Source organism: Paraburkholderia hiiakae (assembly GCF_904848665.1).
GTDB lineage: Bacteria > Pseudomonadota > Gammaproteobacteria > Burkholderiales > Burkholderiaceae > Paraburkholderia > Paraburkholderia hiiakae.
Genome location: NZ_CAJHCQ010000003.1, coordinates 98675 through 113668, shown reverse-complemented (window position 1 = coordinate 113668; position 14994 = coordinate 98675). Strand labels below are relative to the sequence as shown.

Annotated in this window: 15 protein-coding genes; 6 read left to right on the top strand and 9 right to left on the bottom strand. The window is 65.3% G+C overall.

Features of this window, described 5'->3' with window-relative positions; genetic code table 11:
• The first annotated feature begins 296 nt into the window (after positions 1-296).
• From JMY28_RS07600 to JMY28_RS07590, 3 genes are read left to right on the top strand one after another with little or no spacing between them, the layout of a single operon-like run.
• Positions 297-743: a nuclear transport factor 2 family protein gene (locus JMY28_RS07600; RefSeq protein WP_201695307.1), complete on the top strand. Its 447-nt coding sequence runs from the start codon at positions 297-299 to the stop codon at positions 741-743.
• A 28-nt stretch (positions 744-771) separates the two neighbouring features.
• A complete protein-coding gene (locus JMY28_RS07595) occupies positions 772-1851 on the top strand; it encodes a YheT family hydrolase (protein WP_201695306.1) in 1080 nt (359 codons plus the stop codon).
• Positions 1844-2476, top strand: coding sequence for a DUF2946 family protein (locus JMY28_RS07590; RefSeq protein ID WP_201695305.1), 633 nt, complete (start codon positions 1844-1846; stop codon positions 2474-2476). Before JMY28_RS07595 ends, JMY28_RS07590 begins: the two co-directional genes overlap by 8 nt.
• Before the next feature lie 8 nt (positions 2477-2484).
• Here the strand turns inward: JMY28_RS07590 and JMY28_RS07585 are convergent, their stop codons facing one another.
• A complete protein-coding gene (locus JMY28_RS07585; protein WP_201695304.1) occupies positions 2485-4284 on the bottom strand; it encodes a M48 family metalloprotease in 1800 nt (599 codons plus the stop codon).
• A gap of 184 nt (positions 4285-4468) precedes the next feature.
• Between JMY28_RS07585 and moaC the strand changes: the two genes are divergently transcribed.
• Positions 4469-4948: a cyclic pyranopterin monophosphate synthase MoaC gene (gene moaC, locus JMY28_RS07580; protein WP_201695303.1), complete on the top strand. Its 480-nt coding sequence runs from the start codon at positions 4469-4471 to the stop codon at positions 4946-4948.
• 4 nt (positions 4949-4952) lie between these two features.
• Entirely contained in the window at positions 4953-5303 is a 351-nt protein-coding gene (locus JMY28_RS07575) for a nucleotide pyrophosphohydrolase (protein ID WP_201695302.1), read from the top strand.
• Positions 5304-5365: 62 nt separating this feature from the next.
• Here JMY28_RS07575 and JMY28_RS07570 read toward each other — a convergent pair whose 3' ends face one another.
• From JMY28_RS07570 to recA, 8 genes are all read right to left on the bottom strand, one after another.
• The gene (locus tag JMY28_RS07570) at positions 5366-7207 is read right to left on the bottom strand and encodes a PglL family O-oligosaccharyltransferase (protein ID WP_201695301.1); all 1842 of its coding nucleotides are present in this window, start codon (positions 7205-7207) and stop codon (positions 5366-5368) included.
• A gap of 99 nt (positions 7208-7306) precedes the next feature.
• On the bottom strand, positions 7307-7918 hold the full coding sequence (locus JMY28_RS07565; protein ID WP_268960625.1) for a pilin: 612 nt from the start codon (positions 7916-7918) through the stop codon (positions 7307-7309).
• Between the two features lie 126 nt (positions 7919-8044).
• Entirely contained in the window at positions 8045-8767 is a 723-nt protein-coding gene (locus tag JMY28_RS07560; protein WP_201695300.1) for a TerC family protein, read from the bottom strand.
• 163 nt (positions 8768-8930) lie between these two features.
• Positions 8931-9812 carry a succinate--CoA ligase subunit alpha gene (gene sucD, locus JMY28_RS07555; RefSeq protein WP_069262862.1) on the bottom strand — a complete coding sequence of 294 codons (882 nt, stop codon included), beginning with the start codon at positions 9810-9812 and terminating at the stop codon, positions 8931-8933.
• Between the two features lie 97 nt (positions 9813-9909).
• Positions 9910-11076, bottom strand: a complete 1167-nt coding sequence (sucC, locus tag JMY28_RS07550; protein ID WP_201695299.1) for an ADP-forming succinate--CoA ligase subunit beta — start codon at positions 11074-11076, stop codon at positions 9910-9912.
• 50 nt (positions 11077-11126) lie between these two features.
• Entirely contained in the window at positions 11127-11822 is a 696-nt protein-coding gene (locus JMY28_RS07545; protein ID WP_201695298.1) for a DUF2889 domain-containing protein, read from the bottom strand.
• Positions 11823-11941: 119 nt separating this feature from the next.
• Positions 11942-12754, bottom strand: a complete 813-nt coding sequence (gene recX, locus JMY28_RS07540) for a recombination regulator RecX (RefSeq protein ID WP_201695297.1) — start codon at positions 12752-12754, stop codon at positions 11942-11944.
• 131 nt (positions 12755-12885) lie between these two features.
• Positions 12886-13962, bottom strand: a complete 1077-nt coding sequence (gene recA, locus JMY28_RS07535) for a recombinase RecA (RefSeq protein ID WP_201695296.1) — start codon at positions 13960-13962, stop codon at positions 12886-12888.
• 236 nt (positions 13963-14198) lie between these two features.
• On the opposite strand from recA, the gene JMY28_RS07530 reads away from it, so the two are divergent.
• Positions 14199-14963, top strand: coding sequence for a response regulator transcription factor (locus JMY28_RS07530; protein WP_201695295.1), 765 nt, complete (start codon positions 14199-14201; stop codon positions 14961-14963).
• The last annotated feature ends 31 nt before the right edge of the window (positions 14964-14994 follow it).

Here is a 14994-nt window from a genome sequence, read left to right as displayed (position 1 = left end):
GCCAGCCAGCGTTGGGCGGCTATGTGCCGCCCGCCACGCTGAGAATAGCGCGCACGCGAATGGATGTGCGCCACGCAACGGACGCCACGCGCGTTGCGCGCGCCCAATAGAGGCAACAAGGCGCGGGAGGGACCAAAGCGCCACATCGGAGCACGTCACAGGCCTGTCTCGCGAAAGCGGCATGCTCGCGGCAAAACGCGCGCAGCGACAGACGCGAAGCGACGCAACCGATCATCCGCCAACCCGCGCCCAGGTACACGCCGAGTGCAACACCGAGCGCACAAGACCAACGAGCCATGCCACGTTTTGCCCACATCTTCGAAGCCGCCGCGGACACCCTCAACGCGTACTATCAGGCCGTCGCGGAAGTCAACATCGACAGCTTGATGGGTCTGTGGATCGATGAAGAATTCGTGAGCTGCATCACCGCGGAAGGCGCGCACCTTCACGGCCTGTCGAGCATCCGCGCGGGCCTCGCCGCGCAGCTCGAAGCGGCGCCGGTGTCGATCGAGCCGCTCGACATCCGCGTGTACGACAGCCTCGGCACCGTGGTCTACGCGATCGTGGAAGCGCATCGTCCGGTCGATCCCAGCGCGATTCCCGCCATGGTCTTCACGACCTATGTGATGGTTCACGAGCGCGGCGAGTGGCGTATCGCACACATTCACGCGAGCCGCATGCCCGACGACGCAGCCACCCAGTTCTCGGCCAAATTGCGCCATGGCCAGGGCGCGCTGCACTGACAAAAGGGGCGCAAAGCAGGGGGCAGTCATGAGTACGACCGACGACACCAGCAAGCCCAGCGAGGCGGCCCGCGTCGCCGCCGCGCTCGAGGCTCAGGCTGCCGTGCTCGGCGCCAACTACGATACCGACTACCGCGCGCCGTTCTGGCTACCCGGTGCGCACATCCAGACCATCGTGCCGGCGCTCTTCTCGCGCCTGCCCGCGCCCGCCTATCGGCGCGAGCGATGGGACACGCCGGATGGCGACTTCATCGAAGTGGACTGGCTGGACGGCAAGAGCAGCGGCGCGGATTCACGCAACGCGCATAGCGCACCGCTCTTCGTGCTGTTTCATGGCCTGGAAGGCGGCTCGAGTTCGCACTACGCGCGCGCGCTCGCCGCGTCGGCGCACGACCGCGGCTGGCACGCGGCGATTCCCCACTTTCGCAGTTGCAGCGGTCCGTTGAACCTGCTGCCGCGCTTCTACCATCTCGCCGACGCCGCCGAAGTCGACTGGGTCCTGCGCCGCTTCGCCGCCCGCCACGCCGGGCCGCTCGTCGTCGCGGGCGTGTCGCTCGGCGGCAACGTGCTGCTGCACTGGCTCGCGCAGCGCCGCGAAGACGCCGCGATCGTCTCGGCCGCCGCCGCGATCTCCACGCCGCTCGATGTGCATGCGGGCAGCGAGATGCTGACGCAGGGCTTCGGCATGATCTACACGCGCAGCTTCCTGAAGACGTTGAAAGTCAAGGCGCTCCAGAAACTCGAGCAGTACCCCGGTCTCTTCGACGCACAAGCCGTGCTCGCGAGCCGGACGATGTATGAATTCGACAACGTCGTGACGGCGCCGCTGCACGGTTTTCGCGACACCCACGATTACTACACCCAGGCGACGATCCGTCCGAAGCTCGGCGAGATCGTCGTCCCCACGCTCGTGCTGAACGCCCGTAACGATCCGTTCCTGCCGGGCCGAGCGCTGCCCGCGCGCCACGAAGTGAGCGCCGCCGTCGAGCTCGATCAGCCCGAGCACGGCGGCCACGTCGGCTTCATGACCGGACCGTTCCCTGGCCGCAGCGACTGGCTCGCGCAGCGCGTGCTCACTTATCTCTCGCCTTTCGTTTCTCATGGATGACATCGTCAAACAGGCGCTCGCGCGCTGGCCCAACGTCCCGCATTGCACGGGCTGGCTGCTGCTCGACGCACGCGGCAACTGGCGCATGCGCGACGAGGCCGCCCAGGCACAGAACGCCCCCGGCACGGCGATCCGCCACGAAGCCCTGCTCGGCTTCATCAACCGCAATTACGAGCGCGATGAATTTGGCCAGTGGTACTTCCAGAACGGGCCGCAGCGCGTGTATGTCGAACTCGAATACACGCCGTGGATCGTGCGCCTCGCGGCTGGCCACGACGGTAGCGATGGCGCGCTGACGCTCACCGATCAGGGCGGTCAAGCGTTCGAACCCGTGGCCGCCTACCTCGACGAAGCGGGCAGCGTGATCTTTGCCGATGCGAGCACGCCGCCGCGCGCGGCGCTGCTGCACGATCACGACCTCGACCTCTTCACCGACCACGCCACGCTCGCGGACGACGCCCACAGCGGCACCTTCCACTGGCGCGCCGGCGCCGCGCTGCCGCTGCAGCCGATCAAACGCGCCGACGTGGGCGCGCGCTTTGCCTTCGTGACGAGCCCGGCGCTCGCCGAGCGCGAAGCGCAGGCAGCGGAGCCCAGCGGCACGTCGCCAGTCTCGAGAGGTTGAGTGCCGGCTCAGCCGCGGCCCTCATCCTTCTCATCCTCGCGCTCCTGCTTGTAGCGCGCCTCGAAGTCGTGCAGGCGCGCTTCGATGGTCGACAGATCGTAGTAGCCCACCGATTTCATGTCGCGTGCCTCCCTGAGCTGCCGAATGGCCGAGGGCCACGCGCCGTCGAGCGCGAGCTTCTCCGCCATCGCCCGATGCTGCGTGAGCGCGTCGCCGAGTCCTGCGCTCGCCTGCGCCAGATAGAGCCACCATGCGTCTTGTTGCGGTTCGGCCTCGGTTTGGCTGCGCGCGAGCGCCTGCGCCTCCTTGAAGCGGCGCGCCGCGATCAACGCCTGCAGCAACGCATCGGTGGCCGCGTGCGAGCCTGGCCACGCCTTGTGCGCGGCCTCGCCTAGCCGCACGGCGTCGTCGACGCGGCCCGAGCGGCGCGCGATATCCACGGCGAGCACGTCGAGACTCGGCGAGTTTCGTGTTTTGCTGCCGTCTGCGGCCTCGAACTGCGCGAACGCCGCGCGCGAGTTCGCGAGCGACGCCGTGGCATCGTCGTAGCGCTCGAGCAGCGTTTGCGCGTAAGCAATGCCGTACCAGTTCGCGGCGACGTTGAGCGCCGTGCGGTCCTCGAGTTCCGAGCGCAGGCGCGAAACATCGTCGATGTACTCGTTGCGCGTGCGGTCCTGAAGCACGCGCACGCGCGCGCGCACGAAACCGTACTCGGGTGCCTGGCGCGGCTGCCGGTAAGCGGCGCGGCGCGCGCGGTCCTGCATGTCGGCGATGCGCTCGCCAGTGAGCGGGTGCGTGCGGGCGTAGGCCGGCACGCCCGTGTCTTCCATCGAATCGCGCTCGAGCCGCTCGAAAAACGCCACCATGCCCCACGGGTCGTAACCCGCGCCCGTGAGCAGCTGGAAACCCACGCGGTCGGCCTCGTGCTCCGCGGCGCGCGAGAAACGCAGCTGGCTGTCCACGGCATACGCCTGGCTGCCGAGCGCAATCCCAGCGCCCAGGTCGCCGCTATGCGCGAGCACGCCAGCGAGAATGCCGAACAGCACGCCCGCCAGCGCTGCGAGCCCGGTGCGCTCGCTCTCTGAAAGCATGCGTGCGATGTGCCGCTGCAATACGTGACCCATCTCGTGACCGAGCACGGAGGCGAGTTCGGATTCCGTTTGCGTAACGACGATGAGCCCCGAGTTCACGCCGATGAAGCCGCCCGGCAACGAGAACGCATTGATCTGGCCGTCGCGGATCGCGAACAGATCGAAGTCGGGCCGATAGCCGCCGATGAACTGTGCGCTCGCGGCCGCCGCGAGGCGCGCGGCGACTGAATTGAGGTAATCGCGCACGAGCCAGTCGCCGATATAGTCGGGGTCGCGGCGAATCTCGCGCATGACGCGCTCGCCGATGCGCCGCTCGGCCTGCGGCGTGAGCGCGCCGCCCGAGCCGTCGCCGAGATCGGGCAGTTGCGGCACCCAGGCGGGGGGGCGCACGCTGGCGTTGCCGCTCGAGGAAGACGCACCGGATTGGCCTGGTGCCGAAAAGCGGCTCTGCGCGCCGCCGTATGTGCCGAACACGCCCTGCGCGATCGAGGCGGGGATGACGGGGTCTGCAGTGTCGTCGAACGGGCCGCTGACGAGTGCGGGTGCCGCACTGGGTGCATTCGGCGCGCGGCCGGAGGAGGCCGAGCCGGGCTTCGTGGCTGCCGGCGAAGCTGCGCCGAGATTGAGCACGGCGCCATTCGACGCCTGCGCGTACGCTTGCGGGGAAGCCGCGAGCGACGCGCACAACCATGCAGCAAGCAGTCGTTTCAGACGCATTGATGACAGGATCGGGGAATGCGGAACACTGGCGCGGCGGCGCGCCCAGTGCGGACCGCCTGCGCTCGCGAGTGCTAACCGAATGATTGTAGCCCGCCTTACAACCCTTGCGACCCGGCAAGACACGCAGAAAACGCTGCTTGCCGCACTGTTAAGATAGGTACCCCTCAAGGAAGAACCCACCATGCCTGAACTCACGCATTTCGACGCAGCCGGCGACGCCCATATGGTCGACGTTGGCGGCAAGGCAGAGACGAAGCGCATTGCGCTCGCGAGCGGGACGATCCGCATGCTGCCGGGAACCTTCGCGCTGATCCGCGACGGCCACGCGAAAAAAGGCGACGTGATCGGCGTTGCGCGCATCGCCGCGATCCAGGGGGCGAAGCGCACCTCGGATCTGATTCCGCTGTGCCACCCGCTCGCGATCACGCGCGTGAAAGTGGACTTCGCGCTCGACGAAGCGCTGCCTGGCGTCCACTGCACGGCGCAGGTGGAAACGCTCGGCCGCACGGGCGTGGAGATGGAAGCGCTGACCGCCGTGCAGGTCGGACTGCTGACCGTCTACGACATGTGCAAGGCGGTGGACCGCGGCATGACGATCACCGATGTGCGCGTGCTGGAGAAGCACGGCGGGAAGTCGGGGGATTGGGTGGCGGAGCGTTGAAGCCATGACTCTCGACGAACTGCGCGCGCAGGTTCTGGCCTTCCGGGACGAGCGCGACTGGAAACAGTTTCACACGTTGCGCAACCTGATCGTCTCCACGAGCATCGAGGCAGGCGAGCTGCTGGAAACGGTGCAGTGGAAGACCGACGCGCAGATCGACGCCCTGCTCGCCGATCCCGCGCAACTCACGCACCTCAAGCACGAATGCGCGGACGTGTTCATCTACCTTCTGCTGGTCGCGCATACCGCGGGGATCGATCTGGTCGATGCGGCAGCCGAAAAGCTCAAGCTGAACGCCCAGCGCTACCCCGTGGAGAAGGCGAAAGGCACCGCCGCGAAATACTCCGAGCTTTGATTACCAACGGTGCGGCGCAGAACTCGGCGGCGAGCCGCCGCTTCATGCACGAACCATGACGCTCAATCGTCCGAATCGTCCTCGTCGTCTTCTTCGATCGACTTCGCCGGCGTCCCGTATTTCTTGACGAGTTGCGCCTTGAAGTCCGCAAGCGTGGGCTGCTCGTCGAGCAGGCCGTAGAGCGAAGCGAGCTGAGTCGACCAGTCGTGTAACTCCGTGGCGAAAATGCGCAGGCGCTCCACCGTATCGGATGCGCCCGCCGTATCGCCATCCAGCGCCTGCAAAACGGCGTAGCGGCGCAGTACCGTCTCGCCGGGCAGCAGCGCGATGGCGCGCTGGTGCGCGTAAAGCTTGCTCGAAAGGCTCGCGGCGTTCATGGGCAACAGCGTCGCCATGCCGTAGTCCCCCCAGGCGCCGAACAGGCGTGAAGGGTCGTCGCCGTAGTCGCGCGCCGGATGCTGTCCGTAATAGAGCACCTCGGCGCGGTTGTAGTCGCGCAGAACCGGGTACAGCGCCGCGACGCCGCCGAGCGCGACCACCGCATACACGCCGAGCGAGACGCGCGACGGCACGATGCGCAGCGGCTTCGTCTCCAGCAGGCCAAAAACGAACATCGCCGGCAGCAGAAAGAACATGTACTGCTGCGGATATTCGACGAGCGCATGCATGACGAGCACGCCGATCAGCATGAAGCCGAACACGCGCTCTGCGGTGTGCGGCGCGCGCAGCCCGCGCACGAACCACGCGACGAGCCCGATCACGACGATCGCAAGGCCGACGATCCCGGTCTTCGCAAGCAGGTCGAGGAAGATATCGTGCGCGTTATTGGCGATCTCGACGCCGCCAAGCGAGCGGACCAACTCGAACTGATGCACTGGAAAATCGCCCCAGCCGACGCCCAGCACCGGATGCGACTTGAACATCGTCCAGCCGTAGCGCCACAGCGCGAGACGCGGCGCGATCTGGCTCGCGTCCTTCATGCGCTCAGCGGCCGACTGTGCAAGGTCCAGGCCGTAGTGGATGTTGGCCCAGCGCACGAACGCATTCATGCCGAAAAAGATCAGCACGAGCACGACCGGGATGATCCAGGCGCGCACGCCGCCGCCCTTCCGACCCGAGCCCGCCACCGATGTCAGGCCTTCCGCGCCCACGCTACGCCCCTCGCCTGCTTCGCTGCGGCAGCCCGTGAGCGCGATCCACAGCCCCGCGACGAAAATCACGCCCATCTGCAGCCATGGCCCGCGCGATACCGTGAGCGCGAGGCCACCTGAATAGATCGCGGTCAACACGCCCCAGAGCAAGATGTTCAGACGCCGCGTAAGCGCGAGGTACATCGCACCCGCCATCGCGAAGGCGATATACGTGGCCAGGTGATTGGCCTGTGCCATGTTGCCGAACGGCCGGCGCTCCACGGTCACGTTGTACGCGACCACGAGCGGCGTGACCTTCGTTTCCAGGTGAAAGAGCTGGATCACCTGGCTGAACACGGCGAAGAGGCCGCCGAACTGCAGCGCGAACGCCCCCCACACGAGCGCCGACTGCATGAGGCGCGCGCGCGTGATGGTGTAGCCCGCGTGCGTCGCCAGGAAGGCGGCGAGCAGATAGCCTGCACCGAGCCAGTTCATCGAGGGCTCGGCAAGTGGCAAGGCGAACGTCTGCACGATCAGCAGCAGGCCGAAGAAAAGCGGCACGAGCGCGACCGCGGGCGATGCGAAGCCCTCGCCCGAGCGTGCCGGGCGAACGAGCAGCAGCGTCGCGGCCCCCATCAGTACATAAAGTGTCAGCGCAACGAATTCCGCGTAGAACGTGGGAATCGGATACGTGTGGCTGACGACCGCATAGGGCAGCGTCAGCGCGAGGGCCAGCAAGACGAACGTAAGGTAACGTGCAAAATTGGAAGGCATGGTTGGGCGGGGGCGTTCAGCAACGGGGCACTATACAAAACTTTTCCCCCGCTGTGCGGGTGCGGCCGCTTGGGTCGCATCCGCACCAACGCGCAGTCCCTATGCGCGGCACTCCGGCGGCGCGAGATTGCCCGCCAGCGTCGCGCCGTCCACTGGAGATGGACCCGCGCCGGGCGCGCCGAGCGACGAAGCCGTCTTGCCCGCTGCGAAGCACTCCCACGTGAGCGTGCCACCTTGCACGCTGCCCTGCGCGAGCGCGACGCGCGCGGTAGGCGCATCGGCGTTGTCGGGCACCGAAGGCACGAGCACGATCGTATTGCTGCCCTCGGGCGCCACGCGCGAGGTGAAGGCAATCGTGATCTGCCCGGTCGTATCGTCGATATGCAGCGACTGTACGTTGCGCGTTGCGGGCGGCACCGTGTAGCCCGCGCCGAACGCGTTGCCGCTAGCGGCGTTCTCCGCCACGGAAAGGCGCGCGGAAGCCGCGAGCGAGAGGCCCTCGCCCACGCGGCTGCGGGCAAGGTAATCCTGGTACGCAGGGATGGCGTAAGCGGCGATCACGCCGACGATCGCGAGCACGATCATCAATTCGATCAGCGTGAAACCGCGCGCAGTCCAGCGCGTGGCAACGCTTGCGAGACGCGAAAGTCGGGCGAAACACGGGCAGCCATTGCGCGGCGGCGGGTTCATGGGAAATGCAGATACGGTCATCGTCAGGGCTCCTGAAACAAGAAACGCCTGCTCGCAGTCGTGAACAGGCGTCTTGATCGTATCGGCGGCCCGGCTTGCGCATCAGTCGGCCAAATGGCCTAGGCGCAATGGCACAGCCATGTGCGCTCAGTGCGACTGCGGTCCTTGCGCCTCGCCGCGCCGCGCGTTGCGGCGCCTGAGCCAGGACCCGAGCGCGACGACGAACACCGCCCCGGCCACGCACATGCCGTACTCGGCCAGCGGCGTATCGAGCAGTGGCCAGCGGTCACCGGCGGGGTCGTTGATGATGAGGCCGCCCGCGATCCAGCCGAGCAGCGCCGCGCCGAGCGTCACGATCACCGGGTAGCGGTCGAGCAGTTTGAGCACGAGCTGGCTGCCCCACACAATGAGCGGAATGCTCACCATCAGCCCGAAGATCACGAGCGCGATGCGATGGCGCGGATCGGCCGCTTCGGCAGCGCCCGCAATCGCGACCACGTTGTCGAGGCTCATCACCGCATCGGCGACGATGATCGTCTTGATCGCGCCTATCAGCTTGTCGGCGGGCTTCACGTTGGCGTGCTCGAGATGACTGGGCGCGAGCAGCCGCACGCCGATCCAGAGCAACAGCAAGCCGCCCGTGAACTTGAGAAACGGCACATTGAGCAGCACCACGGCAAAGGCGATCAGCACCACGCGCAACGCAATCGCGCCCGCGGTGCCCCACAGAATGCCGCGCATGCGCTGCTGCGAAGGCAGGTCCCGGCAGGCGAGCGCGATCACCACCGCGTTATCGCCGCCGAGCAGGATGTCGATAACGATGATCTGGATGACAGCGCCCCAATGGAGCGTCGCGAAAAATTCGAGCATGGAAACGGAGGCTCAGGCGGTGAGCCAAATAAAAAAAGCGAGGAGGCCATGACTGGCTCCCTCGCTTTTTGTTCGGAAACCTCGTGAAAGGATTCCGCAAGCATATCAAAAAACGCTGACCGCCCGCGCATACGTGATGCACGACCGGCAGCGTATTTCGAATTTACAGCATCGCCTTCAGCAGACGGCCCATTTCCGACGGATTGCGCGTGACCTTGATGCCGCACGCGTCCATGATTTCCAGCTTCGCGTCGGCCGTATCCGCACCGCCCGAGATCAGCGCGCCGGCGTGGCCCATGCGCTTGCCCGGAGGCGCCGTGACGCCCGCGATGAAGCCAACCACCGGCTTCTTCATGTTGTCCTTGATCCACTCGGCGGCATTGGCTTCGTCCGGACCGCCGATTTCGCCGATCATGATCACGGCGTCCGTATCCGGATCGTCGTTGAACATCTTCATGACGTCGATGTGCTTCAGGCCGTTGATCGGGTCGCCGCCGATACCGACTGCCGACGACTGGCCGAGGCCGATCGCGGTCAGCTGCGCAACCGCTTCATACGTCAGCGTGCCCGAACGCGACACGACGCCGATGCGGCCCTTGCGGTGGATGTGACCCGGCATGATGCCGATCTTCAGCTCGTCCGGCGTGATCGTGCCGGGGCAGTTCGGGCCGAGGAGCAGCGTCTTGCGGCCTTCGCGGCGCATACGGTCCTTGACTTCGATCATGTCGCGGACGGGGATGCCTTCCGTGATACAGATCGCGAGATCGAGGTCGGCCTCGACGGCTTCCCAGATCGCAGCAGCAGCGCCTGCCGGCGGCACGTAGATGACCGAAACGGTCGCGCCGGTGGCGTCCTTAGCTTCACGCACGTTCGCGTAGATAGGAATGCCTTCGAAATCTTCGCCGGCCTTCTTCGGGTTCACGCCAGCGACGAACGCTTCGCGGCCGTTCGCGTACTCACGGCAAGCGCGGGTGTGGAACTGACCGGTCTTGCCGGTGATGCCCTGCGTGATGACCTTGGTGTCTTTGTTGATCAGAATCGACATGTATTGACCTCTGTTCGTTTGGCGTCGCGTGTCGCGTCAGCCGCGGCATGTGCCGAAGCCTTCGCGCCCTCGCGCCGCCATTCGTGTCCGGTGAAAATTACTTGCCTTCGGCAGCCGCGACGACCTTCTGCGCGGCTTCTTCCATGCTGTCTGCCGAGATGATCGGCAGGCCCGAATCGGCCAGCATCTTCTTGCCGAGGTCCTCGTTCGTGCCCTTCATGCGCACGACGAGCGGCACCTTCAGGTTCACGGCCTTCGAACCGGCGATGACGCCTTCCGCGATCACGTCGCAGCGCATGATGCCGCCGAAGATGTTCACGAGGATCGCCTTCAGATCCGGGTTCTTGAGCATGAGCTTGAACGCTTCGGTGACCTTCTCGGTCGTGGCGCCACCGCCCACGTCCAGGAAGTTCGCCGGCTCGCCGCCGAACAGCTTGATGGTGTCCATCGTCGCCATTGCGAGGCCCGCGCCATTCACCAGACAGCCGATGTTGCCGTCGAGCGAGATGTACGCAAGGTCGAACTTCGAGGCTTCGATTTCGGCCGGATCTTCTTCGTCCAGGTCGCGGTAAGCGACGATTTCCGGATGACGGGACAGCGCGTTCGAGTCGAAGTTGAACTTCGCGTCGAGTGCGGTCACGGTGCCGTTGCTCGAGACGTTCAGCGGGTTGATCTCGGCCAGCGATGCATCGGTTTCCCAGAATGCCTTGTACAGGCCCTTCAGGATTTCACGCGCTTGCGGGATCGAACCAGCCGGCACGCCGATCTTGGCGGCGAGGTCGTCTGCCTGGGCGTCCAGCAGACCCGTCGACGGCTCGACGATGACCTTGTGGATCAGTTCCGGGTGCTTGTCGGCGACTTCTTCGATGTCCATGCCGCCTTCGCTCGAACCCATCAGAACGATCTTCTGCGACACGCGATCGACGACGAGGCTGACATACAGTTCCTGCTTGATGTCAGCGCCTTCTTCGATCAGCAGACGCTTGACCTTCTGGCCTTCCGGACCGGTCTGGTGCGTGACGAGCTGCATGCCGAGGATCTGGTTCGCGTATTCGCGGACCTGCTCGAGCGTCTTGGCAACCTTCACGCCACCGCCCTTGCCGCGACCACCCGCGTGGATCTGTGCCTTGACGACCCAAACCGGACCGCCCAGCTCTTCAGCGGCCTTGACCGCGTCATCCACCGAAAACACCGGGATGCCGCGCGGGACGGCGACTCCGAATTTCCGCAGGATTTCCTTACCCTGGTACTCGTGAATCTTCATGCGTGATTCCTTCAGTCTGAGAGTTGGAGTGAACTTCGATTCCGCTGTTGTTATTCATGCGAGACGGCGTCGGCCCTGCCCTCTTGGCCCGGGCTCCGGCTGTCGCGCACGCTGGGGGTTTCCGCGCCGCGTGCTATTGAACGCGGCACATGGCCATACCAGCGCGGATAAAACTGCTTAACCGCCTCCCCGTCGAACCGCAGCGCGTGGCAGCGGCCAAGCTGGAAGGGCGGCTTTTCACCGGCGGCCTCATTGCCTCCGGCGGTCTTGCCGAGTTCCGGTCCGGGCGCTTCACCCGGCGAGCCATTCGATGTGTCCCACACTTCTCCAACGAACGCCTGGATCGCAACGGTCGGCAATACGCCCAACATTTCTGTGAGATGCGTGCAGCCGACCGTGCCGGCGAGGAGCCGGCCCGCTTCGCGGCGGAAATTCTGGAGGAGATTGAGCCCGATAAGGGCCCGATAGGCGGGATGAGCGTTCTGGCACTGACCGTCATAAGGCACCCAGTCGGATGACGCTTCTGCGTCGACGACGTTGAGCTTGCGATCGATCGTAATGCGCAGCCAGAGTTCATGGATCGGTAGACCATTGGGCCGGACACCGGCGGCGAGCGGCACGTCGCGTGGCTTGTGGTCGGTCAGACACGCGTCGATGTCCCACAGGCCGTCTTCGCGCTCATAGGCAACCGCCCGGATGGCGCGCTGATGGCGCAACTGGCGGGGCACGGGCGGAGAAAGCGGCATGCTAAAGGTAAGACCGGATTGGAAAACCTCGTGATTTTAACATACCGGGTATTTGAGACAGCCGCGAACACACAGGCCGGGCGTGAACTTGTCTACGCGGATTTTTCGAGACGACCGGCTCAATTATCGGACCAGTCTTCCTCGATTCCCTTGAGGATCTTGCTGATGATCGACATGGAGAAGCCGCGCGCCGCGAGAAAGCGCGCCTGGCGCGCGCGTTCGGCAGGCGTCTCGGGCAACTGGCCGTACTTCTTCTGCCAGACCGTGCGGGCGCGCACGAGCTCGGTCTCGCGCAGTTGCGTGTTCACTTCTTCGATGAGCGCGTCGCCCACTGCGTGGCGCTTGAGTTCGCTGACGATACGCCCCGCCCCCACGCGCGCCGCGCGCCGGTGCACGACGCTTTCAGCAAAGCGCGCGTCGGAGAGCCAGCCTTCGCGTTCGAGCGAATCGAGCAGCGCTTCGAGTGCGTCAGCGTCTTCGGTGTACGCCACGAGCTTGCGCGAAAGTTCGGCGCGGCTGTATTCGCGGCGCGAAAGATAGCCGAGCGCGCGGCCCTTCAGGGAGCGCTCGGGGCGCTGCTTTGCCGTGGACGATTTTTCGCGCTCGCTCGCACGTGCGGCGCGGGTGGCCGAGCTGCGCTCGTAGTGGTCGGCTTGCGGTGCGCTGGATTCGCCGGCTGTTTCGCCAGGCGCGCGCGGCGGGGATGAATACGATCGCTTGATTGATGTTTCGAACGGCGGCTCTGACGACACGTTTGCCGCCGACTCATCGTCCCCGCTGAAGAAGGCCTCGAACGGCACTTCGAAGACCGCGCCGCCATCGTCGCTGAGATCGGCAGGCGAAGAATATGCTGCGCCAGAATGCGCAAAGCCGCGATCGCCCGCCTGGGCGTCGCGGCTTGAACGGCTCATGCGTGAGTTGGCAGGCTTCATGGCAGGGCGCCGCTCGGCGCTCCTGTCCGCAGGCGAACCCGCACGCGAGTTAGCCTGATCGCCAGAAGGCGAGGACATAGGTGACCCGCCCTTGCGCATTAGCTTGCCTTATCTACGAGAGCCTGGAGGACTTACTCTTCGTCGGCGACTTCGACTTCGCCGGATTCTTTGACGCCGTTCGGCATCGCGCTCACGCCAAGCGACTCGCGGATGCGGTTTTCGATCTCACGAGCGATGTCCGCGTTCTCGCGCAGAAATTCGCGTGCGTTGTCCTTGCCCTGGCCAATGCGCTCGCCGTTATAGCTGTACCACGCACCCGCCTTGTCGACGATCTTTGCCTGCACGCCGAGGTCGACGATTTCGCCCTGACGCGAAATGCCCTCGCCGTAGAGAATGTCGAACACGGCTTCGCGGAACGGCGGCGAGACCTTGTTCTTCACGACCTTCACGCGCGTTTCGCTGCCGATCACTTCGTCGTTCTTCTTGATCGAGCCAATGCGGCGAATGTCCAGACGCACCGACGAGTAGAACTTGAGTGCGTTGCCGCCCGTGGTGGTTTCCGGGTTGCCGAACATCACACCGATCTTCATGCGGATCTGGTTGATGAAGATCACCATGCAGTTCGTCTTCTTGATCGTGCCGGTGAGCTTGCGCAGCGCCTGCGACATCAGACGCGCCTGCAGACCAGGCAGCGAGTCGCCCATTTCACCTTCGATTTCGGCCTTCGGCACGAGCGCCGCGACCGAGTCGATCACGATCATGTCGATCGAGCCCGAGCGCACCAGCGCGTCGGTGATTTCAAGCGCCTGCTCGCCCGTGTCCGGCTGCGAAATAAGCAGCTCGGGCACGTTCACGCCAAGCTTGGAAGCGTATTGCACGTCGAGCGCGTGTTCCGCGTCGATGAACGCCGCCGTGCCGCCGAGCTTCTGCATTTCGGCGATCACCTGCAGCGTGAGCGTGGTCTTGCCCGACGATTCCGGACCGTAGATCTCGACCACCCGGCCGCGCGGCAAACCGCCCACACCGAGCGCGATGTCGAGGCCGAGCGAACCGGTGGAGACTACCTGGATGTCCTCGACCGCGTCGCCGTCGCCGAGTCGCATGATCGACCCCTTGCCGAACTGCTTTTCGATCTGCGCGAGCGCGGCGGCCAGCGCCTTGCTCTTTTCAGCAGTCAGCCCAGCCGAGCCTTTCTTGCTATCTTCCATGAATCGTCCTTTGCTATGATGAACGGCGTCTCGTGACCATGCGCACGCCTCATTCGGGCTAATGCACACGAACTCAGACACTGTATAAAAAAACAGTGGTTTTGGCAAGCCTTTCTGGCGATCCAGAACCGCGAATTTCGGGAGACCGCCGCGCGTCGCCTGGCCGCGCCTTCAAAGACGCGGCGCGGCGCGGGTGCTACGAGGCCCAAAAGCCTCGAAGGCGACGTTGGCGCAACATGCGAATCCTCATTGCCGAAGACGACAGCATACTCGCGGACGGGCTCGTGAGATCACTCCGCCAATCGGGCTATGCCGTTGATCACGTGCGCAGCGGCGTGGATGCCGATACTGCCTTGTCGATGCAGTCGTTCGACCTCTTGATCCTCGATCTGGGCCTGCCGAAAATGCCGGGCCTCGAAGTGCTGCGCCGTTTGCGCGCGCGCAACTCCAATCTGCCCGTGCTGATCCTCACCGCCGCCGACAGCGTGGACGAGCGCGTGAAAGGCCTCGACCTCGGCGCCGACGACTACATGGCCAAGCCCTTCGCGCTCAACGAACTCGAAGCGCGCGTGCGTGCGCTCACACGGCGCGGCGCGGGCGGCGGCCCGACCGTGGTGCGTCATGGCGCGCTTGCGTTCGACCAGGTAGGGCGAATCGCGCGCATCAACGACCAGGTGCTCGATCTTTCGGCGCGCGAACTGGGCGTGCTCGAAGTGCTGCTGCAGCGGCTCGGGCGGCTCGTCTCGAAGGAACAGCTCGTCGATCATCTGTGCGAATGGGGCGAGGAAGTCAGCAACAACGCCATCGAGGTCTACGTGCACCGGCTGCGCAAGAAGCTGGAAGCCGGCGGCGTGCGCATCGTGACGGTGCGCGGACTCGGCTACTGCCTCGAAAAGGAGGCGAAGGAAACGCAAACCGGCGCCAGTCAGCCGAGCGCCCGGGCCGAGGCCGGCGCACCCGACGCCGCGCCGGCGATGCCCGCCAGCCACTATTTCAAGTAAGCGAGATCGACGATGGCCGGGCGTCCTCCCA

Coding starts and splice junctions, on each gene's coding strand:
- sucD (WP_069262862.1), bottom strand. CDS start 9,812: ATGTCGATTCTGATCAACAAAGACACCAAGGTCATCACGCAGGGCATC.
- JMY28_RS07545 (WP_201695298.1), bottom strand. CDS start 11,822: ATGCCGCTTTCTCCGCCCGTGCCCCGCCAGTTGCGCCATCAGCGCGCC.
- JMY28_RS07600 (WP_201695307.1), top strand. CDS start 297: ATGCCACGTTTTGCCCACATCTTCGAAGCCGCCGCGGACACCCTCAAC.
- JMY28_RS07585 (WP_201695304.1), bottom strand. CDS start 4,284: ATGCGTCTGAAACGACTGCTTGCTGCATGGTTGTGCGCGTCGCTCGCG.
- JMY28_RS07570 (WP_201695301.1), bottom strand. CDS start 7,207: ATGCCTTCCAATTTTGCACGTTACCTTACGTTCGTCTTGCTGGCCCTC.
- sucC (WP_201695299.1), bottom strand. CDS start 11,076: ATGAAGATTCACGAGTACCAGGGTAAGGAAATCCTGCGGAAATTCGGA.
- recA (WP_201695296.1), bottom strand. CDS start 13,962: ATGGAAGATAGCAAGAAAGGCTCGGCTGGGCTGACTGCTGAAAAGAGC.
- moaC (WP_201695303.1), top strand. CDS start 4,469: ATGCCTGAACTCACGCATTTCGACGCAGCCGGCGACGCCCATATGGTC.
- JMY28_RS07575 (WP_201695302.1), top strand. CDS start 4,953: ATGACTCTCGACGAACTGCGCGCGCAGGTTCTGGCCTTCCGGGACGAG.
- recX (WP_201695297.1), bottom strand. CDS start 12,754: ATGAAGCCTGCCAACTCACGCATGAGCCGTTCAAGCCGCGACGCCCAG.
- JMY28_RS07565 (WP_268960625.1), bottom strand. CDS start 7,918: ATGACCGTATCTGCATTTCCCATGAACCCGCCGCCGCGCAATGGCTGC.
- JMY28_RS07595 (WP_201695306.1), top strand. CDS start 772: ATGAGTACGACCGACGACACCAGCAAGCCCAGCGAGGCGGCCCGCGTC.
- JMY28_RS07560 (WP_201695300.1), bottom strand. CDS start 8,767: ATGCTCGAATTTTTCGCGACGCTCCATTGGGGCGCTGTCATCCAGATC.
- JMY28_RS07530 (WP_201695295.1), top strand. CDS start 14,199: ATGCGAATCCTCATTGCCGAAGACGACAGCATACTCGCGGACGGGCTC.
- JMY28_RS07590 (WP_201695305.1), top strand. CDS start 1,844: ATGGATGACATCGTCAAACAGGCGCTCGCGCGCTGGCCCAACGTCCCG.